General features: G+C 56.0%; 30 protein-coding genes, 1 other RNA gene and 1 riboswitch. Of the genes, 7 read left to right on the top strand and 24 right to left on the bottom strand.

Going from position 1 to position 25730, the window contains the following annotated elements; all coding sequences use genetic code 11:
- Entirely contained in the window at positions 1-390 is a 390-nt protein-coding gene (lfgB, locus tag AB5Y84_RS00320; protein WP_139494762.1) for a lateral flagellar basal body rod protein LfgB, read from the bottom strand.
- 212 nt (positions 391-602) lie between these two features.
- Between lfgB and flgA the strand changes: the two genes are divergently transcribed.
- The 3 genes from flgA to AB5Y84_RS00305 all read left to right on the top strand — a co-directional run bounded on the left by flgA (position 603) and on the right by AB5Y84_RS00305 (position 2033).
- Positions 603-1241, top strand: a complete 639-nt coding sequence (gene flgA, locus AB5Y84_RS00315) for a flagellar basal body P-ring formation chaperone FlgA (RefSeq protein WP_272868843.1) — start codon at positions 603-605, stop codon at positions 1239-1241.
- 76 nt (positions 1242-1317) lie between these two features.
- Positions 1318-1593: a flagellar biosynthesis anti-sigma factor FlgM gene (gene flgM, locus AB5Y84_RS00310; protein ID WP_139494761.1), complete on the top strand. Its 276-nt coding sequence runs from the start codon at positions 1318-1320 to the stop codon at positions 1591-1593.
- The gene (locus AB5Y84_RS00305) at positions 1590-2033 is read left to right on the top strand and encodes a flagellar protein FlgN (protein WP_047438702.1); all 444 of its coding nucleotides are present in this window, start codon (positions 1590-1592) and stop codon (positions 2031-2033) included. The genes flgM and AB5Y84_RS00305 overlap by 4 nt, the downstream gene beginning before the upstream one ends.
- A gap of 9 nt (positions 2034-2042) precedes the next feature.
- Here AB5Y84_RS00305 and lfiJ read toward each other — a convergent pair whose 3' ends face one another.
- The 16 genes from lfiJ to rsmI all read right to left on the bottom strand — a co-directional run bounded on the left by lfiJ (position 2043) and on the right by rsmI (position 17243).
- Positions 2043-2456 (bottom strand): lateral flagellar protein LfiJ, encoded by a 414-nt coding sequence (lfiJ, locus tag AB5Y84_RS00300; protein ID WP_005336226.1) that lies wholly within the window; start codon positions 2454-2456, stop codon positions 2043-2045.
- 9 nt (positions 2457-2465) lie between these two features.
- Positions 2466-3797 (bottom strand): lateral flagellar FliI-like assembly ATPase LfiI, encoded by a 1332-nt coding sequence (gene lfiI / locus AB5Y84_RS00295; protein ID WP_139478374.1) that lies wholly within the window; start codon positions 3795-3797, stop codon positions 2466-2468.
- Entirely contained in the window at positions 3790-4482 is a 693-nt protein-coding gene (lfiH, locus tag AB5Y84_RS00290; protein ID WP_118854511.1) for a lateral flagellar assembly protein FliH, read from the bottom strand. Before lfiH ends, lfiI begins: the two co-directional genes overlap by 8 nt.
- Positions 4483-4494: 12 nt before the next feature.
- The gene (fliGL, locus tag AB5Y84_RS00285) at positions 4495-5523 is read right to left on the bottom strand and encodes a lateral flagellar motor switch protein FliGL (protein ID WP_005336238.1); all 1029 of its coding nucleotides are present in this window, start codon (positions 5521-5523) and stop codon (positions 4495-4497) included.
- Complete coding sequence (gene fliFL, locus AB5Y84_RS00280; protein ID WP_193556697.1) at positions 5510-7252, bottom strand: lateral flagellar M-ring protein FliFL; 1743 nt, start codon at positions 7250-7252, stop codon at positions 5510-5512. The genes fliGL and fliFL overlap by 14 nt, the downstream gene beginning before the upstream one ends.
- 17 nt (positions 7253-7269) lie before the next feature.
- On the bottom strand, positions 7270-7596 hold the full coding sequence (gene lfiE / locus AB5Y84_RS00275; protein WP_005336241.1) for a lateral flagellar hook-basal body complex protein LfiE: 327 nt from the start codon (positions 7594-7596) through the stop codon (positions 7270-7272).
- A 3-nt stretch (positions 7597-7599) separates the two neighbouring features.
- Entirely contained in the window at positions 7600-8985 is a 1386-nt protein-coding gene (gene lafK / locus AB5Y84_RS00270) for a lateral flagellar response regulator transcription factor LafK (RefSeq protein ID WP_368176149.1), read from the bottom strand.
- Between the two features lie 137 nt (positions 8986-9122).
- Positions 9123-9210: riboswitch (cyclic di-GMP riboswitch) on the bottom strand.
- A 174-nt stretch (positions 9211-9384) separates the two neighbouring features.
- On the bottom strand, positions 9385-11460 hold the full coding sequence (gene lfhA, locus AB5Y84_RS00265; RefSeq protein ID WP_021231850.1) for a lateral flagellar biosynthesis protein LfhA: 2076 nt from the start codon (positions 11458-11460) through the stop codon (positions 9385-9387).
- 3 nt (positions 11461-11463) lie between these two features.
- Positions 11464-12600, bottom strand: coding sequence for a flagellar biosynthesis protein FlhB (flhB, locus tag AB5Y84_RS00260; RefSeq protein ID WP_100646895.1), 1137 nt, complete (start codon positions 12598-12600; stop codon positions 11464-11466).
- Positions 12597-13379, bottom strand: coding sequence for a lateral flagellar biosynthetic protein LfiR (gene lfiR / locus AB5Y84_RS00255; protein WP_005336245.1), 783 nt, complete (start codon positions 13377-13379; stop codon positions 12597-12599). Before lfiR ends, flhB begins: the two co-directional genes overlap by 4 nt.
- The gene (gene fliQ, locus AB5Y84_RS00250; protein ID WP_005336246.1) at positions 13376-13645 is read right to left on the bottom strand and encodes a flagellar biosynthesis protein FliQ; all 270 of its coding nucleotides are present in this window, start codon (positions 13643-13645) and stop codon (positions 13376-13378) included. The genes lfiR and fliQ overlap by 4 nt, the downstream gene beginning before the upstream one ends.
- Before the next feature lies 1 nt (position 13646).
- Positions 13647-14381, bottom strand: a complete 735-nt coding sequence (fliP, locus tag AB5Y84_RS00245; protein ID WP_088868301.1) for a flagellar type III secretion system pore protein FliP — start codon at positions 14379-14381, stop codon at positions 13647-13649.
- The gene (gene lfiN, locus AB5Y84_RS00240) at positions 14381-14758 is read right to left on the bottom strand and encodes a lateral flagellar motor switch protein LfiN (protein ID WP_019444828.1); all 378 of its coding nucleotides are present in this window, start codon (positions 14756-14758) and stop codon (positions 14381-14383) included. The genes fliP and lfiN overlap by 1 nt, the downstream gene beginning before the upstream one ends.
- An 8-nt stretch (positions 14759-14766) precedes the next feature.
- Positions 14767-15639 carry a lateral flagellar motor switch protein LfiM gene (gene lfiM / locus AB5Y84_RS00235; protein WP_167566511.1) on the bottom strand — a complete coding sequence of 291 codons (873 nt, stop codon included), beginning with the start codon at positions 15637-15639 and terminating at the stop codon, positions 14767-14769.
- Positions 15640-15866: 227 nt separating this feature from the next.
- An RNA gene (gene rnpB / locus AB5Y84_RS00230) (RNase P RNA component class A) lies at positions 15867-16253 on the bottom strand.
- 156 nt (positions 16254-16409) lie between these two features.
- Entirely contained in the window at positions 16410-17243 is an 834-nt protein-coding gene (gene rsmI / locus AB5Y84_RS00225; protein WP_005336254.1) for a 16S rRNA (cytidine(1402)-2'-O)-methyltransferase, read from the bottom strand.
- Positions 17244-17442: 199 nt separating this feature from the next.
- Here rsmI and AB5Y84_RS00220 point away from each other — a divergent pair, with 199 nt between their 5' ends.
- Genes AB5Y84_RS00220 through dolP form a run of 4 tightly spaced genes read left to right on the top strand, consistent with a single transcriptional unit; the run spans position 17443 to position 20726 of the window.
- Positions 17443-19230: a penicillin-binding protein activator gene (locus AB5Y84_RS00220; RefSeq protein ID WP_368176148.1), complete on the top strand. Its 1788-nt coding sequence runs from the start codon at positions 17443-17445 to the stop codon at positions 19228-19230.
- Positions 19151-19543, top strand: a complete 393-nt coding sequence (locus AB5Y84_RS00215; RefSeq protein ID WP_085941981.1) for a YraN family protein — start codon at positions 19151-19153, stop codon at positions 19541-19543. The genes AB5Y84_RS00220 and AB5Y84_RS00215 overlap by 80 nt, the downstream gene beginning before the upstream one ends.
- 9 nt (positions 19544-19552) lie before the next feature.
- Positions 19553-20143: an SIS domain-containing protein gene (locus AB5Y84_RS00210; RefSeq protein WP_005336275.1), complete on the top strand. Its 591-nt coding sequence runs from the start codon at positions 19553-19555 to the stop codon at positions 20141-20143.
- Positions 20144-20147: 4 nt separating this feature from the next.
- The gene (dolP, locus tag AB5Y84_RS00205; RefSeq protein ID WP_005336277.1) at positions 20148-20726 is read left to right on the top strand and encodes a division/outer membrane stress-associated lipid-binding lipoprotein; all 579 of its coding nucleotides are present in this window, start codon (positions 20148-20150) and stop codon (positions 20724-20726) included.
- Between the two features lie 43 nt (positions 20727-20769).
- Here dolP and AB5Y84_RS00200 read toward each other — a convergent pair whose 3' ends face one another.
- The 7 genes from AB5Y84_RS00200 to rplM form a co-directional block, all read right to left on the bottom strand.
- Positions 20770-21195 carry a ClpXP protease specificity-enhancing factor gene (locus AB5Y84_RS00200; RefSeq protein ID WP_005336278.1) on the bottom strand — a complete coding sequence of 142 codons (426 nt, stop codon included), beginning with the start codon at positions 21193-21195 and terminating at the stop codon, positions 20770-20772.
- Positions 21192-21821 carry a stringent starvation protein SspA gene (gene sspA, locus AB5Y84_RS00195; protein ID WP_005336279.1) on the bottom strand — a complete coding sequence of 210 codons (630 nt, stop codon included), beginning with the start codon at positions 21819-21821 and terminating at the stop codon, positions 21192-21194. The genes AB5Y84_RS00200 and sspA overlap by 4 nt, the downstream gene beginning before the upstream one ends.
- Positions 21822-21908: 87 nt before the next feature.
- Complete coding sequence (locus tag AB5Y84_RS00190; RefSeq protein ID WP_005336280.1) at positions 21909-22643, bottom strand: cytochrome c1; 735 nt, start codon at positions 22641-22643, stop codon at positions 21909-21911.
- A complete protein-coding gene (locus tag AB5Y84_RS00185) occupies positions 22640-23857 on the bottom strand; it encodes a cytochrome bc complex cytochrome b subunit (RefSeq protein WP_005336282.1) in 1218 nt (405 codons plus the stop codon). Before AB5Y84_RS00185 ends, AB5Y84_RS00190 begins: the two co-directional genes overlap by 4 nt.
- A gap of 2 nt (positions 23858-23859) precedes the next feature.
- Entirely contained in the window at positions 23860-24450 is a 591-nt protein-coding gene (petA, locus tag AB5Y84_RS00180) for a ubiquinol-cytochrome c reductase iron-sulfur subunit (protein WP_005336284.1), read from the bottom strand.
- A 295-nt stretch (positions 24451-24745) separates the two neighbouring features.
- Positions 24746-25138: a 30S ribosomal protein S9 gene (rpsI, locus tag AB5Y84_RS00175; RefSeq protein ID WP_005336286.1), complete on the bottom strand. Its 393-nt coding sequence runs from the start codon at positions 25136-25138 to the stop codon at positions 24746-24748.
- A gap of 15 nt (positions 25139-25153) precedes the next feature.
- Positions 25154-25582, bottom strand: a complete 429-nt coding sequence (gene rplM, locus AB5Y84_RS00170; RefSeq protein WP_005336289.1) for a 50S ribosomal protein L13 — start codon at positions 25580-25582, stop codon at positions 25154-25156.
- Positions 25583-25730 lie beyond the last annotated feature (148 nt).

The following is a 25730-nucleotide window of genomic DNA, read 5'->3' as shown; positions in this document are numbered from 1 at the left end:
TTAACGGCCCTCGATCGCCTTGGCGATCCCGGTAATCTTCATATTGAGGAAAGTGAGACTGGTCTGAAAATCGGTGGCGTTGTTGGCAAATTTGCCCTGCTCAACCCCCAATTCGGCGGTATTGCCATCCATGGAGACCTGATAAGGAATGCGATAGAGGGGGTGACGCATGTCGTCACGCATGGCGCCCTGGCTGATGGCCTGACTCTCCTCGCCCGCAGCAACTTGCTGCGCGACACGGCCCAGAATCGTCTTATAATCGACATCCCGAGCCAGATAGCCCGGTGTATCCACGTTGGCCAGATTTCCCGCCAGAATACGCGCCCGCTCCGCCCTGACATCGAGGGCATAAGGGTGTACGCCGAGGGCGCTGTCAAATGAGATAGTCATGCTTCATCCTTTATCGTTCACTCAGACCGGGGTTACCCTTATCAAGACTCATGCCAACCATTAAGATACCTAGTTTCAAGCGGTTACCATGCTCCATCCGCCGCAAGCAGATGAGAAATGAGGAAGTGCGACTTCCCGTGTGGAAATGGAGTGGCATCTTCTGGCTACTGCTGAGCGCATTCGCGCACGGTGCCCCGCAGGAGCAAAGCACCATGCTTGAACAGTTGCTTGAACAAGATGCCCGCCAGAGTCTTGATGACTACGTCACTCAACAGGGATGGCCTGCAACCTCAGGGGAGTTTAAGGTCTGGCTTGCTCCTTCCGCCGAGCACCTTCCTCCCTGTCCCTCACAGTCACTCTCGTTACAAGCAGGTGGCCAGTATCGGCAACCCTGGGGACGACGCCCCTATCTCATCGAATGCACAGATCCCGTCTGGCAGGTGCGCGGGCGGGTAGAGGTCTCGCTACTGTTGCCGGTCTGGGTTGCTGCACGGGATATCGCAAAAGGTCAGGGCATCAGCGCCAGCGATCTGGTGGAGAAAGAGTTGGATGTCAGCCGCATACAGCGCGGGTTCACCCCGAGCAATCACTCCCTGCTGGGCCATAAAAGCAACCGGCATCTGAGAAGCGGACAGCTCATCGGTGAGCTGGACTTACAAAAGAGTTGGGCGGTCAAACAGGGGGAAGGGGTACTAATTCGTGCAGGGAAAGGTGAGTTCTCCGCAACAACCAGAGGGGAGGCCCTCGATAATGGCGCAATAGGCGACGGGATCAGAGTGAAAAATCTTAGCTCTGGCAAGCAGATACAGGCATGGGTGACTGATATAGGGGAAGTTGAAACCCGTTTTTGAACCAAGATCGCAATTTGATTCAAGTTCGACAAGCCTTAGGTCGCTAGTCATAAACAGACCATCAGGAAGTTACGTTATGAAAATTACCCGAACTGACCCGCTCTATATTCAAAACCAGTCTGGCCGTAAACCGGATGTAACGACCAAGCCGGAAACCAGACCTGCACAGTCATCCGAAGCGCGGATCAGCAGCACAGCACAGTCAGTAGCCAACGCCCGCAGCCAGCTTGCAACAACCCCGGATGTCGATATGGACAAGGTCAACGAGATCCGCAAAGCCATCAGTGAAGGCAAGCTGGAAATCGATCTGGATGCGCTGGGTCAGGCCATTCTGGATATGCATCGCCGATGAGCGTGGATACCAAGGCCACCGTCAAGGCATTGATCCTCGGGATCCAGCAGGATTACGGCCACTATACCGAACTCACCGCCCTGTTGCTGCGCCAACATGCACTGCTGGCAAGCCATGATGTCGATGGCCTGCAAGTCCATAACGAGCAGCAGACAGCGCTGATGGCCAAAGTGACACAACAGGCAAAGTTACGCTGCCAGCAGCTGCAGACATTGGGCCTCAAACCCGATGAGAAGGGGATGGCCACCCTGATAGCCAAGCTGCCACTTCCCCTGCGCACCACGGTAACCAATCAATGGCAACAGCTTGAACAGCTGCTGCACCAGTGTCTGCGCCAGAATGATCTCAATGGCCGCCTGCTGGCAGGCCAGATGGAGACGATTCATTCGCTGTTGGGACAAGAGTCAGGTTATCGTGACCCGGACAGCATCACGGATTAACCCTCCGTCTTACTCTTTGCGGGTCAGGTGACGCAAACTCGCCAGCTCGTCCAGCTGTAGCTGATCCCGCCTCTCTTGCTGCTGGCGAGCAACATCATCACGTCGTGCCAGCAATAGCTCCAGCCCCTTGACCCGCCCGAACTGCCGGACAAGTTCTCCTTCGTGGCGCTCCAGATCCAGTCTGGCCAGCGCAGATTGCTGCACCTGATGGGAGAGCAAACGGCGCAACTGGCCATCCATCTGTTGCTTGTTTTGCCATAGCAAAGGGTGAAACTTGTCGGAACCGGGCCGCAGCGAGGAGATCACTTCCTGCAATTTGTGTGCTCGCTGCTCTTCCCGCAACGCCAGCTCCCGCAAGCGTCGACGCTCGGCGCCAAGATTTTCCAGCTCTTCCTGTTGCAACCCCAGATAAGACTTCAGCATAACGAATCCTTATCCCTGTCCCAGCACCTGCTTGAGACCAACCATCACCTGTTCAAAGGCCATCTCTTCATGCAGGCCTTGTTGCAGAAATGCCGCAATCCCCGGATAACGCTGAACCGCTTCATCCATCTGCGGATCGGCCCCGGGTTGATAACCGCCCAGTGGCAACAGTTCACGCACCTGTTGATAGCGTCCCCATAGCTGGCGCAAGGTGACCGCCAGCTTTTGCCATTCGGCAGGCACGACTTGTGGCATGACCCGACTGACCGAGGCACCGATATCGATGGCGGGATAGTGGCCCTCTTCCGCAAGACGGCGGGTCAGCACGATATGACCATCGAGAATGGCGCGCGCCGCATCGACCACCGGATCCTGTTGGTCATCCCCTTCAGCCAGCACTGTGTAGAACGCACTCAGACTGCCATCCGGATGTGTGCCGTTACCGGCTCGCTCCACCAGCTGGGTCAGCATGCTGAACACCGAGGGTGGATACCCTCTGGTGGCAGGAGGTTCACCGATGGCCAACGCAATTTCCCGCTGTGCCTGGGCATAGCGGGTCAGCGAATCCATCAGCAGCAGCACATCCTGCCCCTGCTCACGGAAATACTCGGCAATCCGGTGGCATAGCTGGGCCGCTCGCAGCCGCATCAGGGGAGATTGATCCGCTGGCGCCGCAATGACCACGGCGCGAGCCAGACCATCAGCCCCCAGACTGTGTTCGATGAACTCGCGCACTTCACGGCCCCGCTCACCAATCAGTCCCACCACCACAATCTGGGCTGCGGTATTGCGGGTCATCATGCCCAGCAACATACTCTTGCCTACCCCCGAGCCGGCGAACAGCCCCAAACGCTGGCCCTTGCCAACCGTCAGCAGGCCATTGATGGCGCGGATACCGACATCCAGCGGCTCACGTACCGGAGTTCGCAATAGCGGATTGGGGGGAAGAGCAAACAGGGGGACACTGTCACCAACATCGGGTAACGGCTGCCCGTCGAGGGGCTGCAGCAGTCCATCGAGTACCCGCCCCAGCAGATGACGACCAAGCCGAACGGTTTCCTCTCCATCGATCGGTTCGACCTGAGCCCCCGCGAAGAGGCCACTCATCGGCTGCAGCGGCATCAGGTAAGAGATATCCCGGTTAAAACCGACGACCTCGGCCAGCAAGGGGGCGCCACTTGCCGTGCTGACACGACAACGCTGCCCCATCACAAGTTGGCAGCCGACTACTTCCAGAGTCAAACCGGTGACTCGCACCAACCGGCCAAAGCGACGAAATGCGGGTAGCTCATCCAGATTGTCCAGCGCACTGGTCAGTGCCTGCTGCAAGGCTTCATGCATCTTGCGGCACGTCCAGCGAGCTGTTGAGCTGTTCGATGCAGGTTGCCAGGCGGGAGCTGGTGCTTACCTCGACGACGGCAGCGCGCGTTTCGATGCGGGCATCGCCTACCCCGAGCGCTGCATCGACTTGCAATGGCCACCCTTCGCAGCGAGTCACCCCCTGCTCGGCGAGTCGCTGTCGGTCTCCCTCGTTGAGGTAGATCACCAGCTCTTCCGACCCACTCGGCAAGGTAGCCAACGCCTGCTCGACCTGATTCATCACCTGCTGCGGATTGAGGGTGAACTCCGCCATGATGACTCGTTTAGCAACCTGCGCCACCAGCTGGGCAATCAGCTCTTTCTGCTCGGCCATCCGGGCCCGGCTCAGTGACTCCCACTGCTCTTGCAGCTTGGCAAATGGCACCATTGCCTGTTCGAAGGCGGCTCGCCCCTCCGAAAGGCCCTGAGCAAATCCGCGAGTTTGCCCTTGTTGCAAACCGGTGCTCTCGCCTTCCTGCAGGCCGCTAGTCAGCCCTTGCTGATAGCCGGCCTGATAACCTTCGTCATGACCTTGCTCCAGCCCCTGCTGATAGCCGAATTCAAACTGTTCTTGCTGACTCCGTGCCTCTTCCCCACTCTGACCGAGCGCAGGGAAACGATACAGACGGGTCGCCCCAGGCATCAATTTGCGCACATTGTGACTCATGAATGCCTCCTGTTAACTGACGGTGGGCTCTTCGAACAGCTGGAACTCGATCTCGCCCTGCTCCACCAACTCGCGGACCAGTTGCATGACCTCTTCCCTTGCCTGCTCGACCTTGCGCAAAGAGACACTGCCCTGGTTCTGGATCTGATCGTCCAGCGCCTGAGCCATCCGCTTCGGCATAGCACCCAACACCACTTTGCGGAAGCTGGTTTCGGTGTTCTTGAGAGCCAATGCCAGCAATTCGCTGGGCAGCTCCTGTACCAAACGTTGCAAGGTGTCGTCGCTCTGACGGCGCAACGCCATGAAATCGAACATGTTCTTTTCGATTTCAAGCGCCATATCACCGTCGTGTTCGCGCAACAGGGAGAGCATCTGCTCCTTGTCTCCCTGATAACGGTTGAGAATATCGGCTACCTGCCGCACCCCGTTTACCTTGGCACCGGATTGATCCGCCACGTAGGTGAGACAGCGATCCAGTGTCAGCCTGAGTTCGCCCAGCACATGTTCACTGACACTGCTGAGACTGGCGACGCGCACCAGCAAATCGTCATGCACCGAGCCAGGCAAGGCATCAAGCACGGCGGACGCAGTCTGGGGCGGCAGGAAGGCCAGCAGCACAGCCTGCATCTGGGGATGTTCGTTGCGGAAGAAACGGGCCAGCACATCGGCAGGTACCCACTGCAGACGCTGGATATCCTGGCTCATCACATCGCCGTACAGACTGTCGAGCAGACTACGGGAGAGTCGTTGCCCCAGAGCAAGATCCAGCGTCTGTTCCAGATACTCCCGTGAAGCGCTGCCAATTCCGCTCTGCTCACGGTAGTGATTGAAGAACTGCTGCAACGTCCACTTGGCTTCCATCGAGCTGACGCCAGAGAGAGAGGCCATCTTGGAAATCAAACGCTGCACCTCGTCGCGGGAGAGCTTCTGCATCACCTTGGCAGCAGACTCGGTCCCCATGCTCAGCAACAAGATGGCGGCCTTCTCAAGGTTGTCGATATCGATATCAACGGCACTCTGATTCAAGTTAACGCTGTTCATTGCCACTCACCCATGCTCTGACAACCTCCGCCACCCGGGCGGTATCTTTTTCAACCAGCAACTGCAAATGCTTGAGCTGAACCTCCAGCTCGGATCCAGGTTCCGGCAACGACTCCATATCGAGTGACGAGAACTGGGGCTCCATCTTGTTGTCAGTACGGATCAGACTATTTGAAAGTGCAGAAGTCAGCTGGGGATCATCGTCATCCCTGCGCATGGACAATCCGACTGTGGGCTCCAGATCTTCCTCAGTCTCACTTATTTCCATATCCGGCTGTTGCTGGGTACGAACCAGATGTTTCACCAACGGCCGAATACCGAAGAAGACCAGTGTCAAGCCAAGCAAACCACCGACCAGATAACGCAAGGAGTCTTGCCAATAAGGGGTTTCCCACCAGCTGGATTCGGGAGCAGCTACTGGTACCGCACCATTGAAATCGAAGGCCTGCAGGCTGATCTGATCGCCACGCGTCTCATCGAAACCGACAGCACGCTCTACCATCTGACGGATCTGTTCCAGTTGCTCGGCACTCCAACCACCTTTCGGAGCGATCTGCTGATTGAGCAGAATGGAGACGTTAATTCGCTCCAGACGTCCCTGCTGGTAACGGGTGTGCACTATGGTGCGACTGTTTTCGTACTGCTTGCTGACTTCCTGACGCTCGGTACGAGTGTCATTCTGTTGTGTCGCGGTATTGGCATTGCCTTTGTCAGCACCAGCCTTTTCATCTTTTGCCGCCGTTTCAGGCGGGCGGTTGGATAACGCCCCCGGGATCCCCATCGCCAACGCATCGATGGTCTTGTCTGACTTGTTCGACTCGCGAGTCACCACACCTTGCGGATCGAGCTGCTGCTGGGTCTCTTCGACAGCGTTGAAGTTAACGTCTGCCGCAATCTGCACCTTGAAATTGGTGCTGCCCAGCATGGGATAGAGCATGTCATTGGCACGCTGACGAATGTATTGTTCCAGCTTGCGGACATACTCCATCTGTTGAACGCTCTGCTTGCCAAAACCGACCTTGTCCCCCAGCTCTGCGCTGAGCAACTGGCCGGATTGATCCACCACGGTCACGGCACCAGGTTTCATTCCGGAGATACTGCCCGCCACCAGATTGGCAATCGCCTCGACCTGACCCGCCTCGATGGATTGGCCCGGTTGCATATCGAGCATTACCGATGCGCTGGGTTTCTCCTCATCGCGCCCCACGAATAGCGTGCGCTTCGGAATAGCAAGATGAACACGGGCACTGCGTACGGCATCGAGGGCTATGATAGTGCGAGCCAGCTCCCCTTCCAGGGCATGACGATAACGCGCCCCTTCCATAAATTCGCTGGTACCCAGTCCGGTTACGTTGTCCAGCCCTTCCAAACCAGACGGCATAGCTGCACGCACCCCTCGCGCAGCAAGTGCCATCCGGACATGAGCCAGCTGATTTTCAGGAACCAGTACCTGACCGGTGCTCTTTTCCAGACGGAAAGGTACCTGCTCTTTCTCCAGCATCTCCATGATGTTGGCGGTATCGTATAGCTCCTGTTTGCCATACAGGGGCACATAGTTTTTGCTGGAGGTCCACAGGATAACGACTATGGTACCGGCCACAATGGCAGCCAGCAGAGCAATGGTCAGGATCGATTTGTTGTCACGGGAGAGGGTACGCCAATTGCGTAATCCCTCTTGTAGCCTGATTTTGAGCGAATCAGGGGCGGCCCCCTGAGGAGACGTTACCAGTTCAGTCATCTGTTACCTCAGAGCGGCATACGCATAATGTCATCAAAACCGGTCATCAGCTTGTTGCGAACCTGCATCAAGGCTGAAAAACTCAAGCCGGCTTTTTGACTCGCCACCATGGCGCCCACCAGATCATCGCTCTGCCCGGCATCGACGGATGCCATTAATTTTGACGCGACATTCTGCTGTTCATTGACGCGCCCGACCACATCCCGCATGGCATCGGTAAATGATGCTCCAGATAGATCATTGGATTCGATAGAAGGGGTCTGGCTTGCGACACGCTGCATCTCCTGCATCTGCTGCAGTAGCGTCACCTGTGATGACATCATCTGAATCTTCACTTTTTATCCCTCTGCTTGAATCTGCTGTTCAATATCAATGCCTTGCTCACGCATCGCCGCAAGCTTGTAGCGCAGTGCCCGGGTTGTCATGCCCAGTGCATCGGCTGTGCGGGTACGATGGCCACGAAAGCGGCGCAAGGTCTCTAATACAAATTGGAACTCGGCATGCCGCCGGGTTTCACTTAACCCCTCGGGAGCATGCCACGTGTCTGCTGCGACTGTTTCTTCGGGAAGAATACAATTTGGCAACATCAAATCGACGGACTGTATATGCAAACCACGCGCCATGATTAATGACCGTTGAATGACATTATCCAGCTCTCGTACATTTCCTGGCCATTCATATGACAGCAACAACTGACAGGCACGTTCACTCAGGCGATAGCCCTGTTGGGATGCATAACGCTCAATAAAGTAGTTGGCCAGCGGAATAATATCCTCAGGACGTTCACGTAATGCAGGCCAATTCATTGGCAATACATCAAGACGATAGAAAAGGTCTTCACGAAATAGCCCACATGCAACCAGTTTGCGCAGATCTTTATTGCTGGCGGCAATGATTCGAACATCAAGAGCAATCGTTTGATTACTGCCAAGTCGCTCAACTTCTTTTTCTTGCAGCACCCGTAATAATTTAGCCTGCAGGTTCAAAGGAAGCTCTGATATTTCATCCAGCAACAGGGTTCCCCCCTGAGCCAACTCAAATTTTCCGGGCTGGGCAGAAACAGCACCGGTAAATGCACCTTTATTGTGGCCAAAAAGAATTGACTCAAGCATTGCCTCAGGAATTGCTGCACAATTAATCGCCAGAAATGGTTTTTCCGCTCTGGCAGACATTTCGTGAATATAACGGGCCAACCGTTCTTTACCGGTTCCTGACTCACCACCGATCAGAATGGTGGCAGAGGTTTTGGCTGCTCGTCGGGCCAGTTGCAAGACCTGCAGGCTCATGGGCGACACAGCGATAAGATTGGGGATCGCCTGACGAAGGCGTAGAGCACCACGGACAGCATCGAGCAATTGCTGGGGGCAGAAGGGTTTGACAATATAGTCAACAGCCCCGGCACACATAGCTTCCGCAGCAATGGTAGCCTGGTGCTCATTGACCATGATGACACAATCAAGTCCTTCGAATTCACGCAGAATACGCGGCCCAAGCTCGGTCATAGCATCCATATCAAGCAGGATCAAATTGACATTACCATCAGCAATAATGCCCTTTGATTGTTTAACAGAATTAACGCTTGATACCCTGATGCCTTCCTTGGATAGGATTTTTTCAACCTCATTTTCGGCAACTATTAGCGGCTGAATCAATAATATATGGGGCCCAGCCAAGCTATCACCACACAACCCGATTGTTTTATTTATTGATAATCCCGAAGACATAGACGTCTGATACCTGTGACTGTGGATAGGACAATCAATAGAGCTGAAGCATCAGACACAAAGGATCAATACAAGGTAATACTGAAAAACAGCACAACCTTGTATCCATATGGTAACAATATTGTATCCAAATTCACCTTGGTAACCCCGCTGTCATTAGCTTTCATGCTGTTAGACCGGAGGCTTTGCGTCCTGACTTTTCAGTTCAGTTTGCCCTTACAATGTGATAACACGCCCCGCCTGATGGGCTCAGCGTGTGGCAACACAATTAATATTGTTTTTGTTATTTAACTTTCACACATTGCTGCGTCAATTTTCGCCACATCATATAGTATTCATACGGCAATTCAAGCTGGGGCGGAAAAAACACTTCCCTTCAGGATATTTATCCAACAGTAATTAACCAAGTGTACCAATTACCTCCACCCGTAGCTCTTCAGGTATCTCATTGTAGGAAAGCACTTTGAGTCCCTTTGAAAATGATCGGGCATAACGGGCTATTAACGGTCTCAGTTGCGGCATAACAACCAATACGGGGGCATGTCCCAACTGCTGCAACTGCTCCTTCACCAACGGCATATTTTGCTGCAATTGGGCCAGCAGTTGCGGATCGACCGGGAAGCTGTCCAGCTGGATTTTGCCCTGCTGTTGTGACTGATTCATTGCAGCCAGCAATGTCTGCTCAAGGCGATCATCCAGCGTAAACGTAGCCAGCACATCGCGATTACCAATGGCCTGCCGCACAATCTGGCGCTTCAAGGCACAGCGCACATCGGATGCCAGCAAGACAGGGTCTTTGGTCAGCTCGCTCGCATCCAGCAGCGTCGTGGCAACGGTTCGTATATCGGTAAGACTGACCTGCTCCTTTAGCAATTGACGAAACACTCTCAATTGCTGCATCTGGGTCAGCGCCAGATTCAGCTCTTCAGCCAACCGGGGGGACTGACTGGCCAGATATTGGCCCAGTTTGCCAACTTCATCGTGACCAAACAGTGCATCAAGTTGTTCACGCAACAGCTTGCTGGCGTGAGTAGCAATCACGGTGGCCGAATCCACCACCGAGTAACCAAGATTAAGGGCCTTGGCCTTTTGCTCTGGGGAGATCCAGACCGCACTCATGCCGTAGGCCGGGTCCTGAGTCAACTCGCCATCTAAAGCGCCATAGGTCTCACCACTGCTGATGGCCATCAAGCGCTGACAATCCACATTCCCCATCGCTAACGCGACGCCGGACAGCTTGATCCGGTACTGATCAGGCTGCAATTGCAGATTGTCGCGCACCCGGATCTCGGGGAGCAGAAAACCGTACTGCTCGGAGAGGGTTTTACGGATCCCGCGCACCCGGGCAAGCAGTTCAGCTCCTTTATCCGTTTCAGCCAATGGCACCAGACGATAACCAAGCTCGATGGCGACCGTATCAACTGGCGGCAAATCCTGCCACTCCAGTGCCTGCTGTTCAGGCTGAATCATTTGACGAGTCAGCTCTTGCGCTGCATCCAGATCCGGCACATTGACGGCTCGCTTGCTGACACTCCAGCCAGTCCAGGCCAGTACAGCTGCGAAACTGAGGAATGCGAGCATCGGCATTCCGGGCACCAGACCCAGGATCAGCATGATGGTTGCAGAGGTATAGATAACGCGAGGCGATGCCAGGATCTGCTGACCAACCTGATCAGCCATCTCCCCCTCATCGCTGACCCGGGTCACGATAATAGCCGCAGCAGTCGACATCAGCAGGGACGGGATCTGGGCAACCAGACCATCACCAATGGTCAACAGTGCATAGCGCTGGAAGGCCTCCGCGACGGGCAAGGCATGCTGGAAGATACCGATGGCCAACCCACCCACCAGGTTGATGATCAGCACCAGCATGCCAGCTATCGCGTCACCACGAACGAACTTGGAAGCACCATCCATCGCACCATAGAAGTCCGCCTCGCGCGCGATCTCCTCACGGCGAGCCCTGGCCTGATGCTGATCCATGGTGCCGGCATTCAAGTCGGCATCGATGGCCATCTGCTTGCCGGGCATGGCATCCAGAGTGAAGCGGGCGGATACTTCCGAAATCCGCTCGCCACCCTTGGTGATCACCACAAAGTTGATGATCATCAGGATCACGAAGACCACCAGACCGACGACATAGTTGCCACCGATCACGACTTCACCGAATGCCTGGATGACCTTACCGGCTGCTTCATGCCCTTCGTGACCATGCAGCAACACAACCCGGGTAGAGGCCACGTTCAGCGACAGCCGCATCAAGGTGGCCACCAGCAACACGGTTGGGAATACCGAGAAATCGAGTGGTCTGCGGGCCGAGACGGATACCAGCAACACCAGAACCGCCAACACGATGTTGAAGGTAAAGAGCGCATCCAGCAGCCAACCGGGCAGAGGCAGGATCATCATGGCCAGAATGGCCAATAACATCAGCGGAATTGCGGTATAGGATTGGGTGAATACACGCCAGTTCACAACTTACCTCTCAGGTTGACGTAACTCGGGCGGTACATATAACGGGGCAAGAGGGGTCGGTTTCCTCCCCTTGCCTGCCTCATACGCCCTTAACTGCAATACATGGTTCAATACATAGGCAACTGCCGTGTACAGACCTGCGGGGACTTCCTGATCCACCTTGGTCGAGTGATAGATGGCTCGCGTCAACTCGGGCAAGCTCATCACCATCTTGTCATGCTGCTTGGCAACCTGACGGATCCGCTCGGCCATACTGTCGACCCCTTTGGCAATCACGAAAGGGGCATTGGCGCGAGCCGCATCATATTTTATGGCCACCGCATAATGGGTCGGGTTAACGATGATCACATCCGCCTGTGGCACACGCTGCTCGATACGCGCACGAGCAAGCATTCCCTGTACCTGGCGGATTTTGGCCTTGATCTCGGGACGCCCTTCGCTGTTCTTGTGCTCATCCTTGACCTCTTGTTTGGTCATCCTGAGCTGCTTGTTAAGCGACCAGCGCTGATAGGGCACATCCAGCACGGCAATCAGCATCTGAACGCTCCCCAGCAGAATAAATGCCTGGGAGAGGATCCGTAGCGCCTGCTCGAGGGCCGCCTGAGGGGGCATCCGGTTCATCATCAACAAGGAAGGCCATTGATGATTTAGCATCAACGCCAGCGTGCCGCCGATCAGCGTCACCTTGAGCAGTGACTTCAGCAACTCCATCAGGCTGTTCTTGGAGAACATCCGCCCCAGCCCCTTCAAAGGGTTCATCTTCTCGCCACTGGGTAGCAGCTTTTTCCAGGTCAGCGCCATACCGCCCGGTACTATGCTGAGCAACACCAGCATCAGGGCCAGAAAACCAAACAGGGGCAGCAGCACCCACAGCATGTTTATCAGCGCTTCACCCAACCAATGGATCATCATCTGCGGGTCACGGGCACCTTGCCAGTCAAAACGCTGCGGACGCTTCATCAACTCGGCAAAGAACTGGCCAAACCCCGGCACCATCCACTGCATCACCAACCCGCCAAGCAGCAACAAACCGGCAGAACTGAGCTCTTTTGAGCGGGCGATCTGCCCCTCATCTCTCGCTTTCTGGCGTTTCTGGCTGGAGGCCTCTTCGGTTTTGTCCTGTGCGCTGTTCTGACTCATGCCGGGGTCAAGCCTCGCAGCTGTTCAAGCACATGGGTCACCAAATCCAGATAACGGGAGGGCACACCACTGATGGAGAGCGCCATGGTGAGCAACCCGAGCAACAGGGTCATGGGAAAACCGAGAGAGAAGATATTGAGCGAAGGGGCGGTCCGGTTCATCACCCCGAAGGTCAGGTTAACCATCAACATGGCGACAACGGCAGGCAACGTCAGCAACAGGGCGGCACCGATAGACCAACCAAACAAGCCGATCACACCTTTCATATCGATCAGATCCAGAGATGAACCCGGCGGCCAGCTACGCAGGCTCTGAACCAGAATATCCAGTACCACCAGATGGCCATTTAGCCCCAGAAAGAGCAAGGCGCAAAACACCATCATGACCTGACTGATGATGGGGGCAGAATCCCCGTTGACCGGATCATTCATCACCGCCATCGCGAGCCCCATCTGCATGGAGAGGATCTGCCCCGCAGTGGTCATCACCATATAGAGCAACTGGACACACAGACCAAACAGCAAACCAAACAGCAGCTGCTCCACCGCCAGGACCAGCGCACCGGCACTGAAAGGATCGACAACCGGCATATCCTTCATCATGGGGGCGAGCAGCAGGCTGATAATAAACGCCAGCATCAGGCGAACTTGCGCAGGCACCCGGGTATCCCCAAAGACCGGCATCACCCAGAATGCCATACCGATCCGGATAAACGGCCACCACCACTGTCCCAACCATGCGGTCAGGTCAGCAGCACTGAGGGACAGCAGCGAATTCATCCGATAAACCCGGGAATTTTAAGAAAAAGATCCTGGAACAAGGTGGTGATCTGCGACAACAGCCAGTTACCCGTAAAGATAAGGGTCATCAGAGTCACGATAAAACGGGGAAGAAAACTGAGCGTCTGTTCCTGGATCTGGGTGGCCGCCTGAAAAATACTGACCACCAAACCTACGATCAGGCCCGGTACAATCAGCACCGAGACCATAGTCACCACCAGATTGACCGCGCCACCAACCAGGGCAACGCTCTGCTCAGGGGTCATATCAGCCTCCCCCACCAAAGCTGGCAGCCAAAGTGCCGACGGTCATCGACCAGCCATCGACCAGCACAAACACCATCAGTTTGAAGGGTAAGGAGATGATCAGCGGTGAGAGCATCATCATCCCCATCGCCATCAAGACGCTGGCGACCACCAAATCGATCACCAGAAAGGGAATGAACAGCATAAAGCCAATCTGAAATGCGGTATTCAACTCACTCAAGACAAACGCGGGCAACAGCACACCGAAAGGCACATCCTCTTTGGCGACCGTAGTTGGTTCGCCAGCGATGCGCAGCATCTGCTCCAGATCCGGTTCACGGGTCTGGGCCAGCATGAATTTACGCAGGGGTTTTTCTGCCTTGGCGATCCCCTCTGACAGGGTTATTTCATTCTGGTCATAAGGGACAAATGCATTTTGATACATGTCCGTCCAGACCGGACGCATAATCACCACAGTCAGGATGAGGCTGATGCCGATCAGCACCCGGTTGGGAGGGCTCTGCTGCAAGCCAAGTGCCTGTCTCAATATGGCCAGTACGATGATGATCCGGGTAAAACTGGTCATCATCAGTAACAAGGTCGGGAGCAGACCCAGCAGGGTCATGAAGAAGAGGATCTGCAACTTGATGTTGTAGTCCTCGCCCCCTGAAGCGCCTGGCGATACCGAGAACAGGGTCATGTCCGCCCCCCAGCCGGGCAGCGAAAATAACAGCAGCGTCAGCAGCAGATAGCGCATCAGTCGTCCATGCCACCCAGCAGGTTGGTATCGATGACATCGACCAGGCGCAGACCATATTTGCCATTCACGACGACGACTTCACCCTTGGCAAGCAGACGGCCATTCACCCGCACATCCAGCGGTTCACCCGCCAGCTTGTCCAGCTCAATGACAGCCCCCTCCTCGACGCGCATCAAATCGCCGAGTGGCACTTCGGTACTGGCCACTTCCAGCGTCACCTTGACCGGGATCTGGCGAAAGAAGGAGAGATCCCGCTGTTTGCTGCTACTGGTGGGGGCCAAGTAGTCTGCGGCGCTAGGCATGCTGATGTCGTCACCAAACAGTTGATCCAGTCCATCCAGATCCAGCGGATCATTCATATTGTGCTCGCTCATGATTCAATTTACTCCTCTACAACCGTCGCAACCTGATAGACCAGGCTGCCTTTGTGTTCTGCGATTCGTCCACTGAAGCAGGGACGGCTGCCAATCAGTGCTGGCACAACTTCAGGCAAGTCCAGTGACAGCACATCACCCACCTTGAGACACTCGAGATCCGCCAGCGTCATGGACAACTGGCCCATCACCACCCGCAGACGAACCGGGACATGAGTCAGAGCCTGTTCCAACTGACCTGCCGGCAATGAATGACTGACCGGAGAAATGGACTCCTCGGGGGGAAGCAACCACATCTGCCAGTGATGAGTGCAATTACCTGCCTGCAGGGTTGCCTGCGTGGTCCAGAGCTGGCGGTGGGCGATGGAATCACGCGGCACGACATGCAACTGCCACTTCAGATCCCCCAACCCCAGACAAGCACACCAGATATCAACCTGATACTGGCAAAGCCGCAATAACAGCCGCTGTTCGGTATCGGTCAGCCCTTTGCCAGACTGAACATGCTCCTCTTTTTGCTGCAAGGTGCCGCCGAAAAAGAGGACCGCAAGACGATAGATGACCAGAGGTGCGATCGAGAAATAGACGGCACGCTGTGGTTCAAGCGGACTTCTCGCTTCGACCCAGATATCAGCGCCATCTGTCTCTGCCGGACCGGAAAAGGCAAACTCGCCATAATTCAGTTCGCACTCCGCACTGTTGAACAGCTGGGCCATACAACTCGCAGCTTGCAGGGAAAATGTGCTCAACTGGCCATTGACCTGCTTCAAGCGGGCGTGATTAAGCCGCTCGACACCCAACAGATCATAATGAGGCAGGGTTCTGCCCCGTTCTGCGCTAAGCAGCCGGGAAGGTGTGAGCATTGCGCTGCTTGATGACATTAATAATCCACCTTAACCATTTCATCTCGCCTTACTGCCACAGGGTCGCTCATCAGGCCAGCAGTGTGATAGATACAGACAGTCCAGCCGACGTATATCGACCAAAAAGGGTGAGAACTTTATTACAAATTCCAGAAAGCCGCCATGCAGTGCATCTCGGCATGAATAATAAAAATCCCGGTGCCGTTAGGCACCGGGATTTTAGCGTGACGGTTCACGCGGAATGAGGTCGGAGTCGGCCTGTAAGCCGGGTTCTGTACCGGGTTGCCCCGGGTAGCAATCATTCCTCTAGGCCAGCAATCGCTCGCTGGCTCAAGCAACCTACCCGCCCCCAACGCGGGCCGCGCCAATAGGGGCCTATTTGGTCTTGCTTCGGGTGGAGTTTACCGTGCCACGAACTGTTGCCAGTCGCGCGGTGCGCTCTTACCGCACCCTTTCACCCTTACCTGATCCCTTGCGGGCCATCGGCGGTCTGCTCTCTGTTGCACTGGTCGTAGGCTCACGCCCCCCAGGCGTTACCTGGCACCCTGCCCTGTGAAGCCCGGACTTTCCTCCCCTCCGCCCGTCTGTCCCGAGGGACACAACGACGAAGCAGCGATTGCCCAGCCAACTCCGAGGCGCGGATTATAGCCTTGCGATACGCACGGGGTAAACCGGCAATTCCCGTTTACAGCCATTTATCGCGCTTTGGCCCCCGTTTACAGGCTGACTGATTATCGATACAAGGGATTGCTCAGGTCAAAAAACAGTCTGACGACCTATTAACCGACTCAATAGTGCTCGAGACCGTATTTATAGAGGGCATTCTTCTTCACGCCATGGATCTCGGCGGTCAGGGCGGCCGCTTTTTTCAGTGGCAGCTCGGTTACCAGCAGACCCAGAGTACGGATCGCCTCGGCTGGCAGATCCTCTTCTTCTTTGGAGGCGCCAGCCACGACCAGCACGATCTCGCCGCGGCAACGGTTGTCATCTTCACCAAGCCAGGCCAGCATTTCAGAGGCAGGCAGACCATGGATTGACTCGAAGGTCTTGGTCAGCTCGCGGCACACCACCACCTGACGCTCGCCGAGAATGCGAGCAATCGCTTCCACTGTATCCTGCACACGACGCGGTGATTCGTAAAACACCAGCGAGCGGGTGTCTTCAATAACGGCTTGCAGGCGATCGTCACGTCCCTTGCTCTTGGCGGGCAGGAAGCCTTCAAAGGCAAAGCGATCGGTGGGCAGACCGGCCGCGCTCAGGGCGGTAATGGCGGCACAGGGACCGGGCAGCGGCACCACCTTGACCCCGGCTTCACGACAGCGGGTGACCAAGTGATAACCGGGGTCGCTGATGAGCGGGGTGCCGGCATCGGAGACCAGCGCAACACTCTTGCCCTCTTTGATCCGGCCGATCAGCACATCGGCTTTCTGCTGCTCGTTGTGATCGTGCAGGGCGAAGGTCGGCACCGAGATTTGGTAGTGGCTGAGCAGGATACCGGTATGACGGGTATCTTCAGCTGCCACCAGATCGACACTGCGTAAAATGTCCAATGCACGCTGGGTGATGTCCGCCAGATTGCCGATCGGAGTGGGGACTATATACAGGGTTGGGATGTCACTCATGGGATCTCCGAGTGCCCCGACAATTGTGTCGCCATATTGGCCCGTTTACACTATGGGGAACTTCAACACTGGTCGGGGAATGAACTTGAACCGGGTTACAAAGCAGCTAAGTGTATCACGACTCTTCGGCATCATACTCGCGGCAGTACTGCTCGCCGCCTGTGCGTCGGAGCCCAATCAACCGTCAGGGCAGTCAGGCATGCCCTCTGCGTTCTCCAATCTGACCAAGAATGCCCAGTGGTATCTTGAGCAGGTGGACCCGGCCAAGCCGGCCGAGGCCTTTACCTGGCAGATGCTGGCGGCACGCAGCTATCTGGCGCTGGGCCAGGCCAAACCGGCCTCGGCACTGTTCCAGCAATTGCAGAAGCAGGCCAAGGCTCCCGTTCAGAAGGCGCAGTTGCAACTGCTGCAAGCCCATCTGTTGCTGGCGCAAGGCCACGCCAATCAGGCGCTGATCCTGCTGGAAGGCAAACCTGAGGTGGTGCTGGATGCCGATACCCAGAAGGATTGGTATCGCCAGCGCGTAGTGCTGCAGCTCGACATCAACAACAAGTTTGGCGCAGCCAAGTCGTTGATTGCACTGGAGCCCTACCTCAATCAGAGCGAGCAGGCGACCAACCATCAGCAAATCTGGTCGTTGCTCAAAAGCATGACCCCCTCCACCCTGCAAGCGCTAGAAGAGGCCCAAGCACCTGACGTGACCACCGGCTGGTTGCGACTGGCGGCACTGGTCAACGAGTTTGGCGCCCAGCCAAACCTGCTGGCCCGTCAGCTGGCAGGCTGGAAGCGCGACTTCCCCAACCATCCGGCGCAGAAGGATATGCCGGCAGGATTGGGCGATCTCGCCGCAACTGCCAGCACCTCGGTGCAACAGATCGCTGTGCTGCTGCCCCTCTCCGGCAATCTGGAGCCGCAGGGCGCCGCCATCCGTAATGGTATGCTGATGTCTTATAAGGAAAATCAGGGGCAATTCACCCTGAACTTCTACGACACCCAGAGCAAGTCGACCGGCGAGCTTTACAAGCAGGCGATTCAGGAAGGGGCGGACATGATCATCGGCCCGCTGCTGAAAGACCGTGTCGAGGAGCTGCTAAAGGCAAATCCGACCGTGCCGGTACTGGCGCTCAACGAGCTGGACAAGCCGATCGTCAACGACACCACCTACTACTTCTCCCTCTCTGCCGCCGCAGATGCCGCGCAGGCAGCCCAGTACCTTTACACCCAGGGCTACCGTAAACCGCTGCTGATCGCCGCCCAGGGGCGGATCGGTTACAGCAGTATCAAGGCGTTCGAGCAGAGTTGGGCCACCCTGAGCCAGGATAAGCCGGTCGTTGCCACCTTCGGTGCCCGCAACGAAGTGCAGGGGATGGTCAAGAATGCCCTGAGCGGCCGCTCTACCGCCCGAGCTGGTGAAGTGGTGCAACTCTCTGATGCCGCACCGCGCAGCATCGATGCCGTTTATGTGGTGGCCAACAGCCTGGAAACCCGGATGATCAAGCCCTACGTGGATGTCTCGGTCAATCCGATGGGCAGCCTGCCCATCTACACCAGCTCCCGTGGCTACGACAGCGCAGCCACCGAGGTTGCCTCCGAGCTCAACGGCATGCATATCGCCGATATGCCGCTGCTGCTGGGTGGCTACGAGAAACAGCGCGAGCAGATCGCCCTGCTCTGGCCGCAGACCCAGGGTGACCTGCTGCGCCTGTTTGCCATGGGCTACGATGCCGTCAGCCTGGCTGAGAACCTGCAGCAGATGCGCAAGGTGGGTGGCATGCAGCAGGCTGGCATGAGCGGTCAGCTGAGCGTGGATGCCCAGGGCAATATCGTGCGGATGCTGAGCTGGGGTACTTACCAGAACGGCAAACTGGTCGACGAGAACGCCGTTCAACAACTGGAGGAGCCTTCCAATGAAGGAACTATGGAAACGGATGCGCCAGCAGTTGCCGAGCCTGTTCCCCTCACCAACGAGCAAGGGACAGCACTTTGAACAAGTCGCTGAACGCTGGTTGCAGGCTCGGGGCCTGCAACCGGTAGCTCGCAACTACCGCTGTCGTGGCGGTGAAATAGATCTCATCATGCACCAGGGCCAGACCCTGGTGTTTGTTGAGGTGCGCTACCGGGCCACCGGCAGCCATGGCGGGGCCGCCAGCTCGGTCACCCGCAGCAAACAGCACAAGATCATGCTGGCAGCGCGCCACTATTTGAAGCAACATGCCATCAACGAGGCCAATCAGGCCTGCCGATTCGATGTGATTGCGTTCGAGGGCGACCAGCCAGCCTGGATCCAGAACGCATTTTAAGAGGACCCTATGACTGACCGCATCAAAGAGAACTACACCGAAAGCATCCAGACCAAGATAGCCGCCGCCGAGGCGCTGCCGGATGCCATCCATACTGCAGCCCAGATGATCACCATCTGCCTGCTCAATGGCCACAAGGTGCTGGCATGCGGTAACGGTCCTTCTGCCGCACTGGCGCAACTGTTCATCTCCGAGCTGGTCAACTGCTACGAGACCCAGCGCCCCTCCCTGCCCGGTATGGCCCTGACCCCGGACATGGCGACCATCAGCGCCATCGCCACCGACCACGGTTTTGAAGAAGTCTACGCCAAGCAGATCCGCGCGCTGGGCCAGCCTGGCGACATTCTGGTGGTCATCACCACCTCTGGCCACAGCCGCAGCCTGATCAAGGCCGCCGAGGCTGCCCTCTCCCGCGACATGACCATAGTAGTGCTGAGCGGGGGGGACGGTGGCGAAATGGCAGGTCTGCTCGGCCCGAACGATGTGGAGATCCGTGTTCCCTCCGCCCGTCGCCCTCGCATTCTGGAAGTGAATCTGTTGACCCTGCACTGCCTGTGTGATCTCATCGACCAGACACTTTTCCCGCAACAGGAAGATTGAAACCATGAAAAAGCACACTATCCTGCTCGGTCTGCTGGTTAGCACCCTGCTGCTGCAAGGCTGCGCAGCCCTGGTTGTTGGCGGCGCCGCAGGGACTGCCAAGGCCTCTGGCGATCGCCGAACCCTGGGCGCGCAGTGGGATGACCAGACCATAGAGCTGAAAGCGGCCAATCTGCTGGCCGACAACAAACCGCTCAGCGCAGCCAGCAAGATCAGCGTCTACAGCAACAATGGCCGCGTCCTGCTGGTCGGCCAGACACCTTCTGACGTTTACAAGATTGAGGCGGGCAAAATTGTCAGTCGCATCGAAGGGGTTCGCCACGTCTACAACGAATTGCGCATCGGCCAACCTGCCAGTTTCACCACCCGCAGCAATGACTCCTGGATCACCTCCAAGGTGAAAGCCGATATGTTCGGCACCAAGAACTTCGACAGCACCAAGGTCAAGGTGGTCACCGAGAACGGCGAGGTGTTCCTGATTGGTCTGGTGACTCGCCAAGAGGGAGAGCAGGCAGTCAACATCGCCCGCCATGTCACCGGCGTGAAGCGCGTGATCAAGGCCTTCGAGTTCGCCCAGAACTAAGCTCGACCGCACATAAAAAAACGCAGCCAATCGGCTGCGTTTTTTATTTGATCACCTTCAGGGTCGGACGACCGCTTGGACGCGGCGGTTCCGGCTCAGGCTCCACCGGCGCTTCAGCCTGCTCCAGCCAGATATCGTAACCCGGCTCGGGCGGGAACATGGTGCCCACGCCGTTCTCCCGGGCATGGATAGCCAGCACTGCCGCCATCGGGATGTAAACCTGCTGGGAGACGCCGCCAAAGCGGGCACTGAAGCTGATAGCCTCGTTATCCATGTGAAATTGCATCACGGCTCGGGGTGCGATATTCAGTACAATTTGCCCGTCCTGAGCAAACTGCATCGGCACCATCACATGGGGAATGTTGACGTTGACCACCAGATGAGGGGTCAGATCGTTGTCCAGCAACCAGTCAAAGAACGCCCGTAACAAGTACGGGCGGCTCGGTGTCATTGTCGGTTCCATGCTCATACGCCAGCACGGATCTCGCGTTCGGCTTCGGTCAGGGAAGCCTGGAAGGACTCACGCTCGAACAAACGAACCATGTAGGCCTTCAGCTCTTTGGCGCCACGACCGGTCAGGTCGATGCCAAGGCTCGGCAGACGCCACAGCAGCGGTGCCATGTAGCAATCCACCAGACCGAACTCTTCGCTCATGAAATAGGGCATTTCACCGAAGATCGGCGCGATGGCCAGCAGGTTGTCACGCAGTTCGTTGCGTGCAGCTTCAGCATCGGTACCGGCCATGATCTTGTCAGCCAATGAGTACCAGTCCAGCTCGATGCGGTGCATCATCAGACGGCTGTTACCACGGGCAACCGGGTAAACAGGCATCAGGGGCGGATGTGGGAAGCGCTCGTCCAGATACTCCATGATGATGCGCGAGGTGTAGAGTGCCAGCTCACGATCAACCAGGGTCGGTACAGAGTTGTACGGGTTCAGCTCGGCCAGCTCATCCGGCAGATTGGCTGGATCAACCTGGCAGATATCCACGCTAACACCCTTCTCCGCCAGGACAATACGCACCTGATGGCTGAACATATCGTTGGCACCGGAAAACAGCGTCATTACCGAACGCTTATTGGCAGCTACAGCCATTGAACCCTCCCGTCATTAAAAAGCAGAAACGGCAATGAAGCATCTTGGTCTTCATTGCCGTGCATTATATTACCCGGATCTGGTCGCTTAGTGAACGTCGCGCCAGAATTCCTTCTTCAACAGCACAGTGAAGATGAAGAAGATCACGATGAAACCAAGCACCCAGAAGCCCATGCGTTCACGCTCCTGTTGTACCGGTTCAGCCGAGTAGACCAAGAAGTTTACCAGATCCAGTACCGTCTGATCATACTCTTCGTCATCCATTTCACCATTACCGTCAGATTTGATACTGACAACCTGCTGGGTTTCCACTCCGTCGACCGTGTGAGTAGCGAACTCTGCACGGGGGGTTCCCTGCAACGGCTCCAGCACATGGGGCATGCCCACGGACGGGAACACGGCGTTATTCACCCCGAACGGACGGGTCTCATCCACGTAGAAGGAACGCAGATAGGTGTAGATCCAGTCTGCACCGCGCACCCGGGCAACCAGAGTCAGATCGGGGGGCGGCGCACCAAACCACTTGGCGGCATCCTTCTCCGACATGGCGCTCTTCATCAGGTCACCGACCTTTGCGCCGGTGAAAATCAGGTTCTCTTTCATCAAATCTTCGGGGATCCCGAGATCTTCTGCGACCCGGTTATAACGCTGATACTGGGTAGAGTGGCATCCGGCGCAATAGTTCATGAAGGTGGCCGCGCCGCGTTGCAGCGATGCCTTGTCACTCAGATCGTAATTGGCTTTGTCCAGATGAACAGCTCCGCCACTTGCAAATACCAGAGATGGCAGCAGGGTCAGCACTGCAAATATTATTCTTTTCATTTAAATGTCACCCTCTCCGGCAGCGGCTTGGTGCTTTCATTCTTGCTATAGAAGAACAGCAGGACGAAGAACCCGAAATATCCCAGTGAACAGATCTGGGCAACCAGCGTCAACGTCGGTGTCGATGGCAGCACCCCCAACACCCCCAGGATGATAAAGCAGACCACAAACTGGGCAATGTTCAGCTTGTGCAGCATGCTGCGATAACGCACCGAGCGCACCTTGCAGCGATCCAGCCACGGCAGCAGGAACAGCACCACTATGGAGAGACCCATCATGATGACGCCAAGCAGCTTGTCCGGCACCGCCCGCAAAATGGCGTAAAACGGCGTGAAGTACCACACAGGTGCAATGTGCTCCGGGGTTTTCAGACCGTTGGCCACTTCAAAGTTCGGCTTCTCGAGGAAGTAACCCCACATATCCGGTTTGAAGAAGATGATGGCGCAGAAGAAGAACAGGAAGCCTGCCACACCGATCATATCCTTGACGGTGAAGTAAGGGTGGAACGCCACCGCATCCAGCGGCCAGCCGTTTTCGTCCTTGTGCTTCTTGATGTCGATACCGTCCGGGTTGTTGGAGCCTACTTCGTGCAGCGCCAGAATGTGCATGGCAACCAGCATCACCAGCACCAGCGGCAACGCGATGACGTGCAGCGCAAAGAAGCGGTTAAGGGTCGCACCGGAAATCACGTAGTCACCGCGGATCCACAGGGTCAGATCGTCACCGATGACCGGAATGGCGCCAAACAGCGAGATGATGACCTGAGCACCCCAGAATGACATCTGGCCCCAGGGCAACAAGTAGCCCATAAAGGCTTCCGCCATCAGCACCAGGAAGATCAGCATGCCGAAGATCCACAGCAGTTCACGAGGCTTCTGATAAGAGCCATAGATCATGCCGCGGAACATGTGCATGTAGACCACAATGAAGAATGCAGACGCACCGGTTGAGTGCATGTAACGCAGCAACCAGCCGTACTCCACATCACGCATGATGTACTCCACGGACGCAAACGCACCTTCCGCTGAGGGGTTGTAGTTCATGGTCAGCCAGATGCCGGTGATGATCTGGTTAACCAGCACCAGCATGGCCAGCGAGCCGAAGAAGTACCAGAAGTTCAGGTTCTTCGGTGCCGGATACTTGGCCATGTGGTCGTTGTACATGGCCGTGAGCGGGAATCGATAATCGATCCAGCCCATCAGTTTACTCAACATGGTCAGGCCTCCTTGCCATCGGCACCGACCTGGATGGTGGTGTCATTAATGAATTGATAGGGCGGAATGACCAGGTTCAGCGGTGCAGGCACCCCCTGGAACACACGGCCGGCCATGTCGAACTTGGAGCCATGGCACGGGCAGAAGAAGCCGGACGTAACGCCCTGCACCTGCTCGCCAAAGCTGTCAGGCAGATAGGAAGGTGAACACCCCAAGTGGGTGCAAATACCGACCGCGACAAAAATTTCGGGCTTGATCGATCTGTACCCGTTATGGGCATAGTCAGGCTGCTGCGGCTCTTCAGATGAGGGATCCCGCAGCTTGTCATCATGCGCGGCCAAGGCATCCAGCGTCTGTTTGGTGCGTTTCACCACCCAGACAGGCTTGCCTCGCCACTCGACACGGATGAGCTGACCCGGTTCCAACTTGCTGATATCGACTTCAACCGGCGCACCGGCTGCTTTGGCCTTGGCGCTCGGATTCCATGACTTTATAAACGGCACTGCGGTAAACGCAGCTCCTACCCCACCAACGGCAACCGTTGACCAGGTAAGAAATCTGCGGCGACCGGTATCAACTGGCGCATTGCTCATCCAAAAACTCTCCCATGTGGACTCCGCACATTCTTATAGTGTCCCTGTTCCCCATTTTTCCCGTGACAACAGCGGCGGAAGCTGGATTTACAATTGCCACAGAAAACAGGAGAAATTTTAAAGAAAAGATAACAACTTGACAAGAAAGAGCGGTGAGCAATGAAAACAATAAAGAAACAATTTTTTGTCTTTTGTGACGCGTGGTTAGCATTGATGTCGGTAATATTACCAATAAAAAAAGCCTGGCGGTTGCCAGGCTTTTTTGACACTCGAAAGAGTGAGTACCAAAAGCGAATTAACGCTTGGAGTACTGCGGACGCTTACGAGCTTTGTGCAGACCGACTTTCTTACGCTCAACCTTACGGGCATCACGAGTAACAAAGCCAGCTTTACGCAGTTCGGAACGCAGGGTTTCGTCGTACTGCATCAGAGCACGAGTGATACCGTGGCGGATCGCACCAGCTTGACCGGAGATGCCACCACCGTTAACGGTGATGTACAGGTCCAGTTTCTCGGTCATCTCAACCAGTTCCAGCGGCTGACGAACTACCATGCGGGCAGTCGGACGGCCGAAGTACTGCTCCAGGGAGCGCTGGTTGATTACGATCTTGCCGCTACCCGCTTTGATAAATACGCGAGCAGTGGAGCTTTTGCGACGGCCGGTACCGTAGTATTGATTTTCTGCCATGTTGCCAGTTCCCGATTAGATATCCAGTACTTGAGGTTGCTGAGCAGCATGAGCATGCTCGGCGCCTGCGTAAACTTTCAGTTTACGGAACATGGCACGGCCCAGAGGACCTTTCGGCAGCATGCCTTTGACGGCTGCTTCGATTACCATTTCCGGTTTACGCTGAATCAGCTTGTCGAAGCTGATTGACTTGATACCACCCGGGAAACCGGAGTGAGCGTGGTACATTTTGTCGGTAAATTTCTTACCGGTTACGTGTACCTTCTCAGCGTTTACAACGATGATGTAATCACCGGTGTCAACGTGCGGAGTGTACTCAGCTTTGTGCTTACCACGCAGACGAGCAGCGATCTCGGTTGCGATACGACCCAGAGTTTTACCTTCTGCGTCCACAATGTACCAGTCACGTTTTACGGTTTCTGGCTTGGCAACGAAAGTTTTCATTAAGTTAAACCCAATTACCTGTTACAGACCCAATTGCTTATGGGGGCTCTCCCACAAACAACAAACGATGGCCTACCTGTACCCCTTCGAATACAAGTAAAGCTTAAAGTGTTGCTGTCTTATCGACAGCTGTAACGTGGGCCGGGCG

This window comes from Aeromonas sp. s11 (assembly GCF_040907945.1).
Classification (GTDB): domain Bacteria; phylum Pseudomonadota; class Gammaproteobacteria; order Enterobacterales; family Aeromonadaceae; genus Aeromonas; species Aeromonas veronii.
Note: the sequence above shows the minus strand (reverse complement) of the source record. Positions and strands in the feature narration are given on the sequence as shown.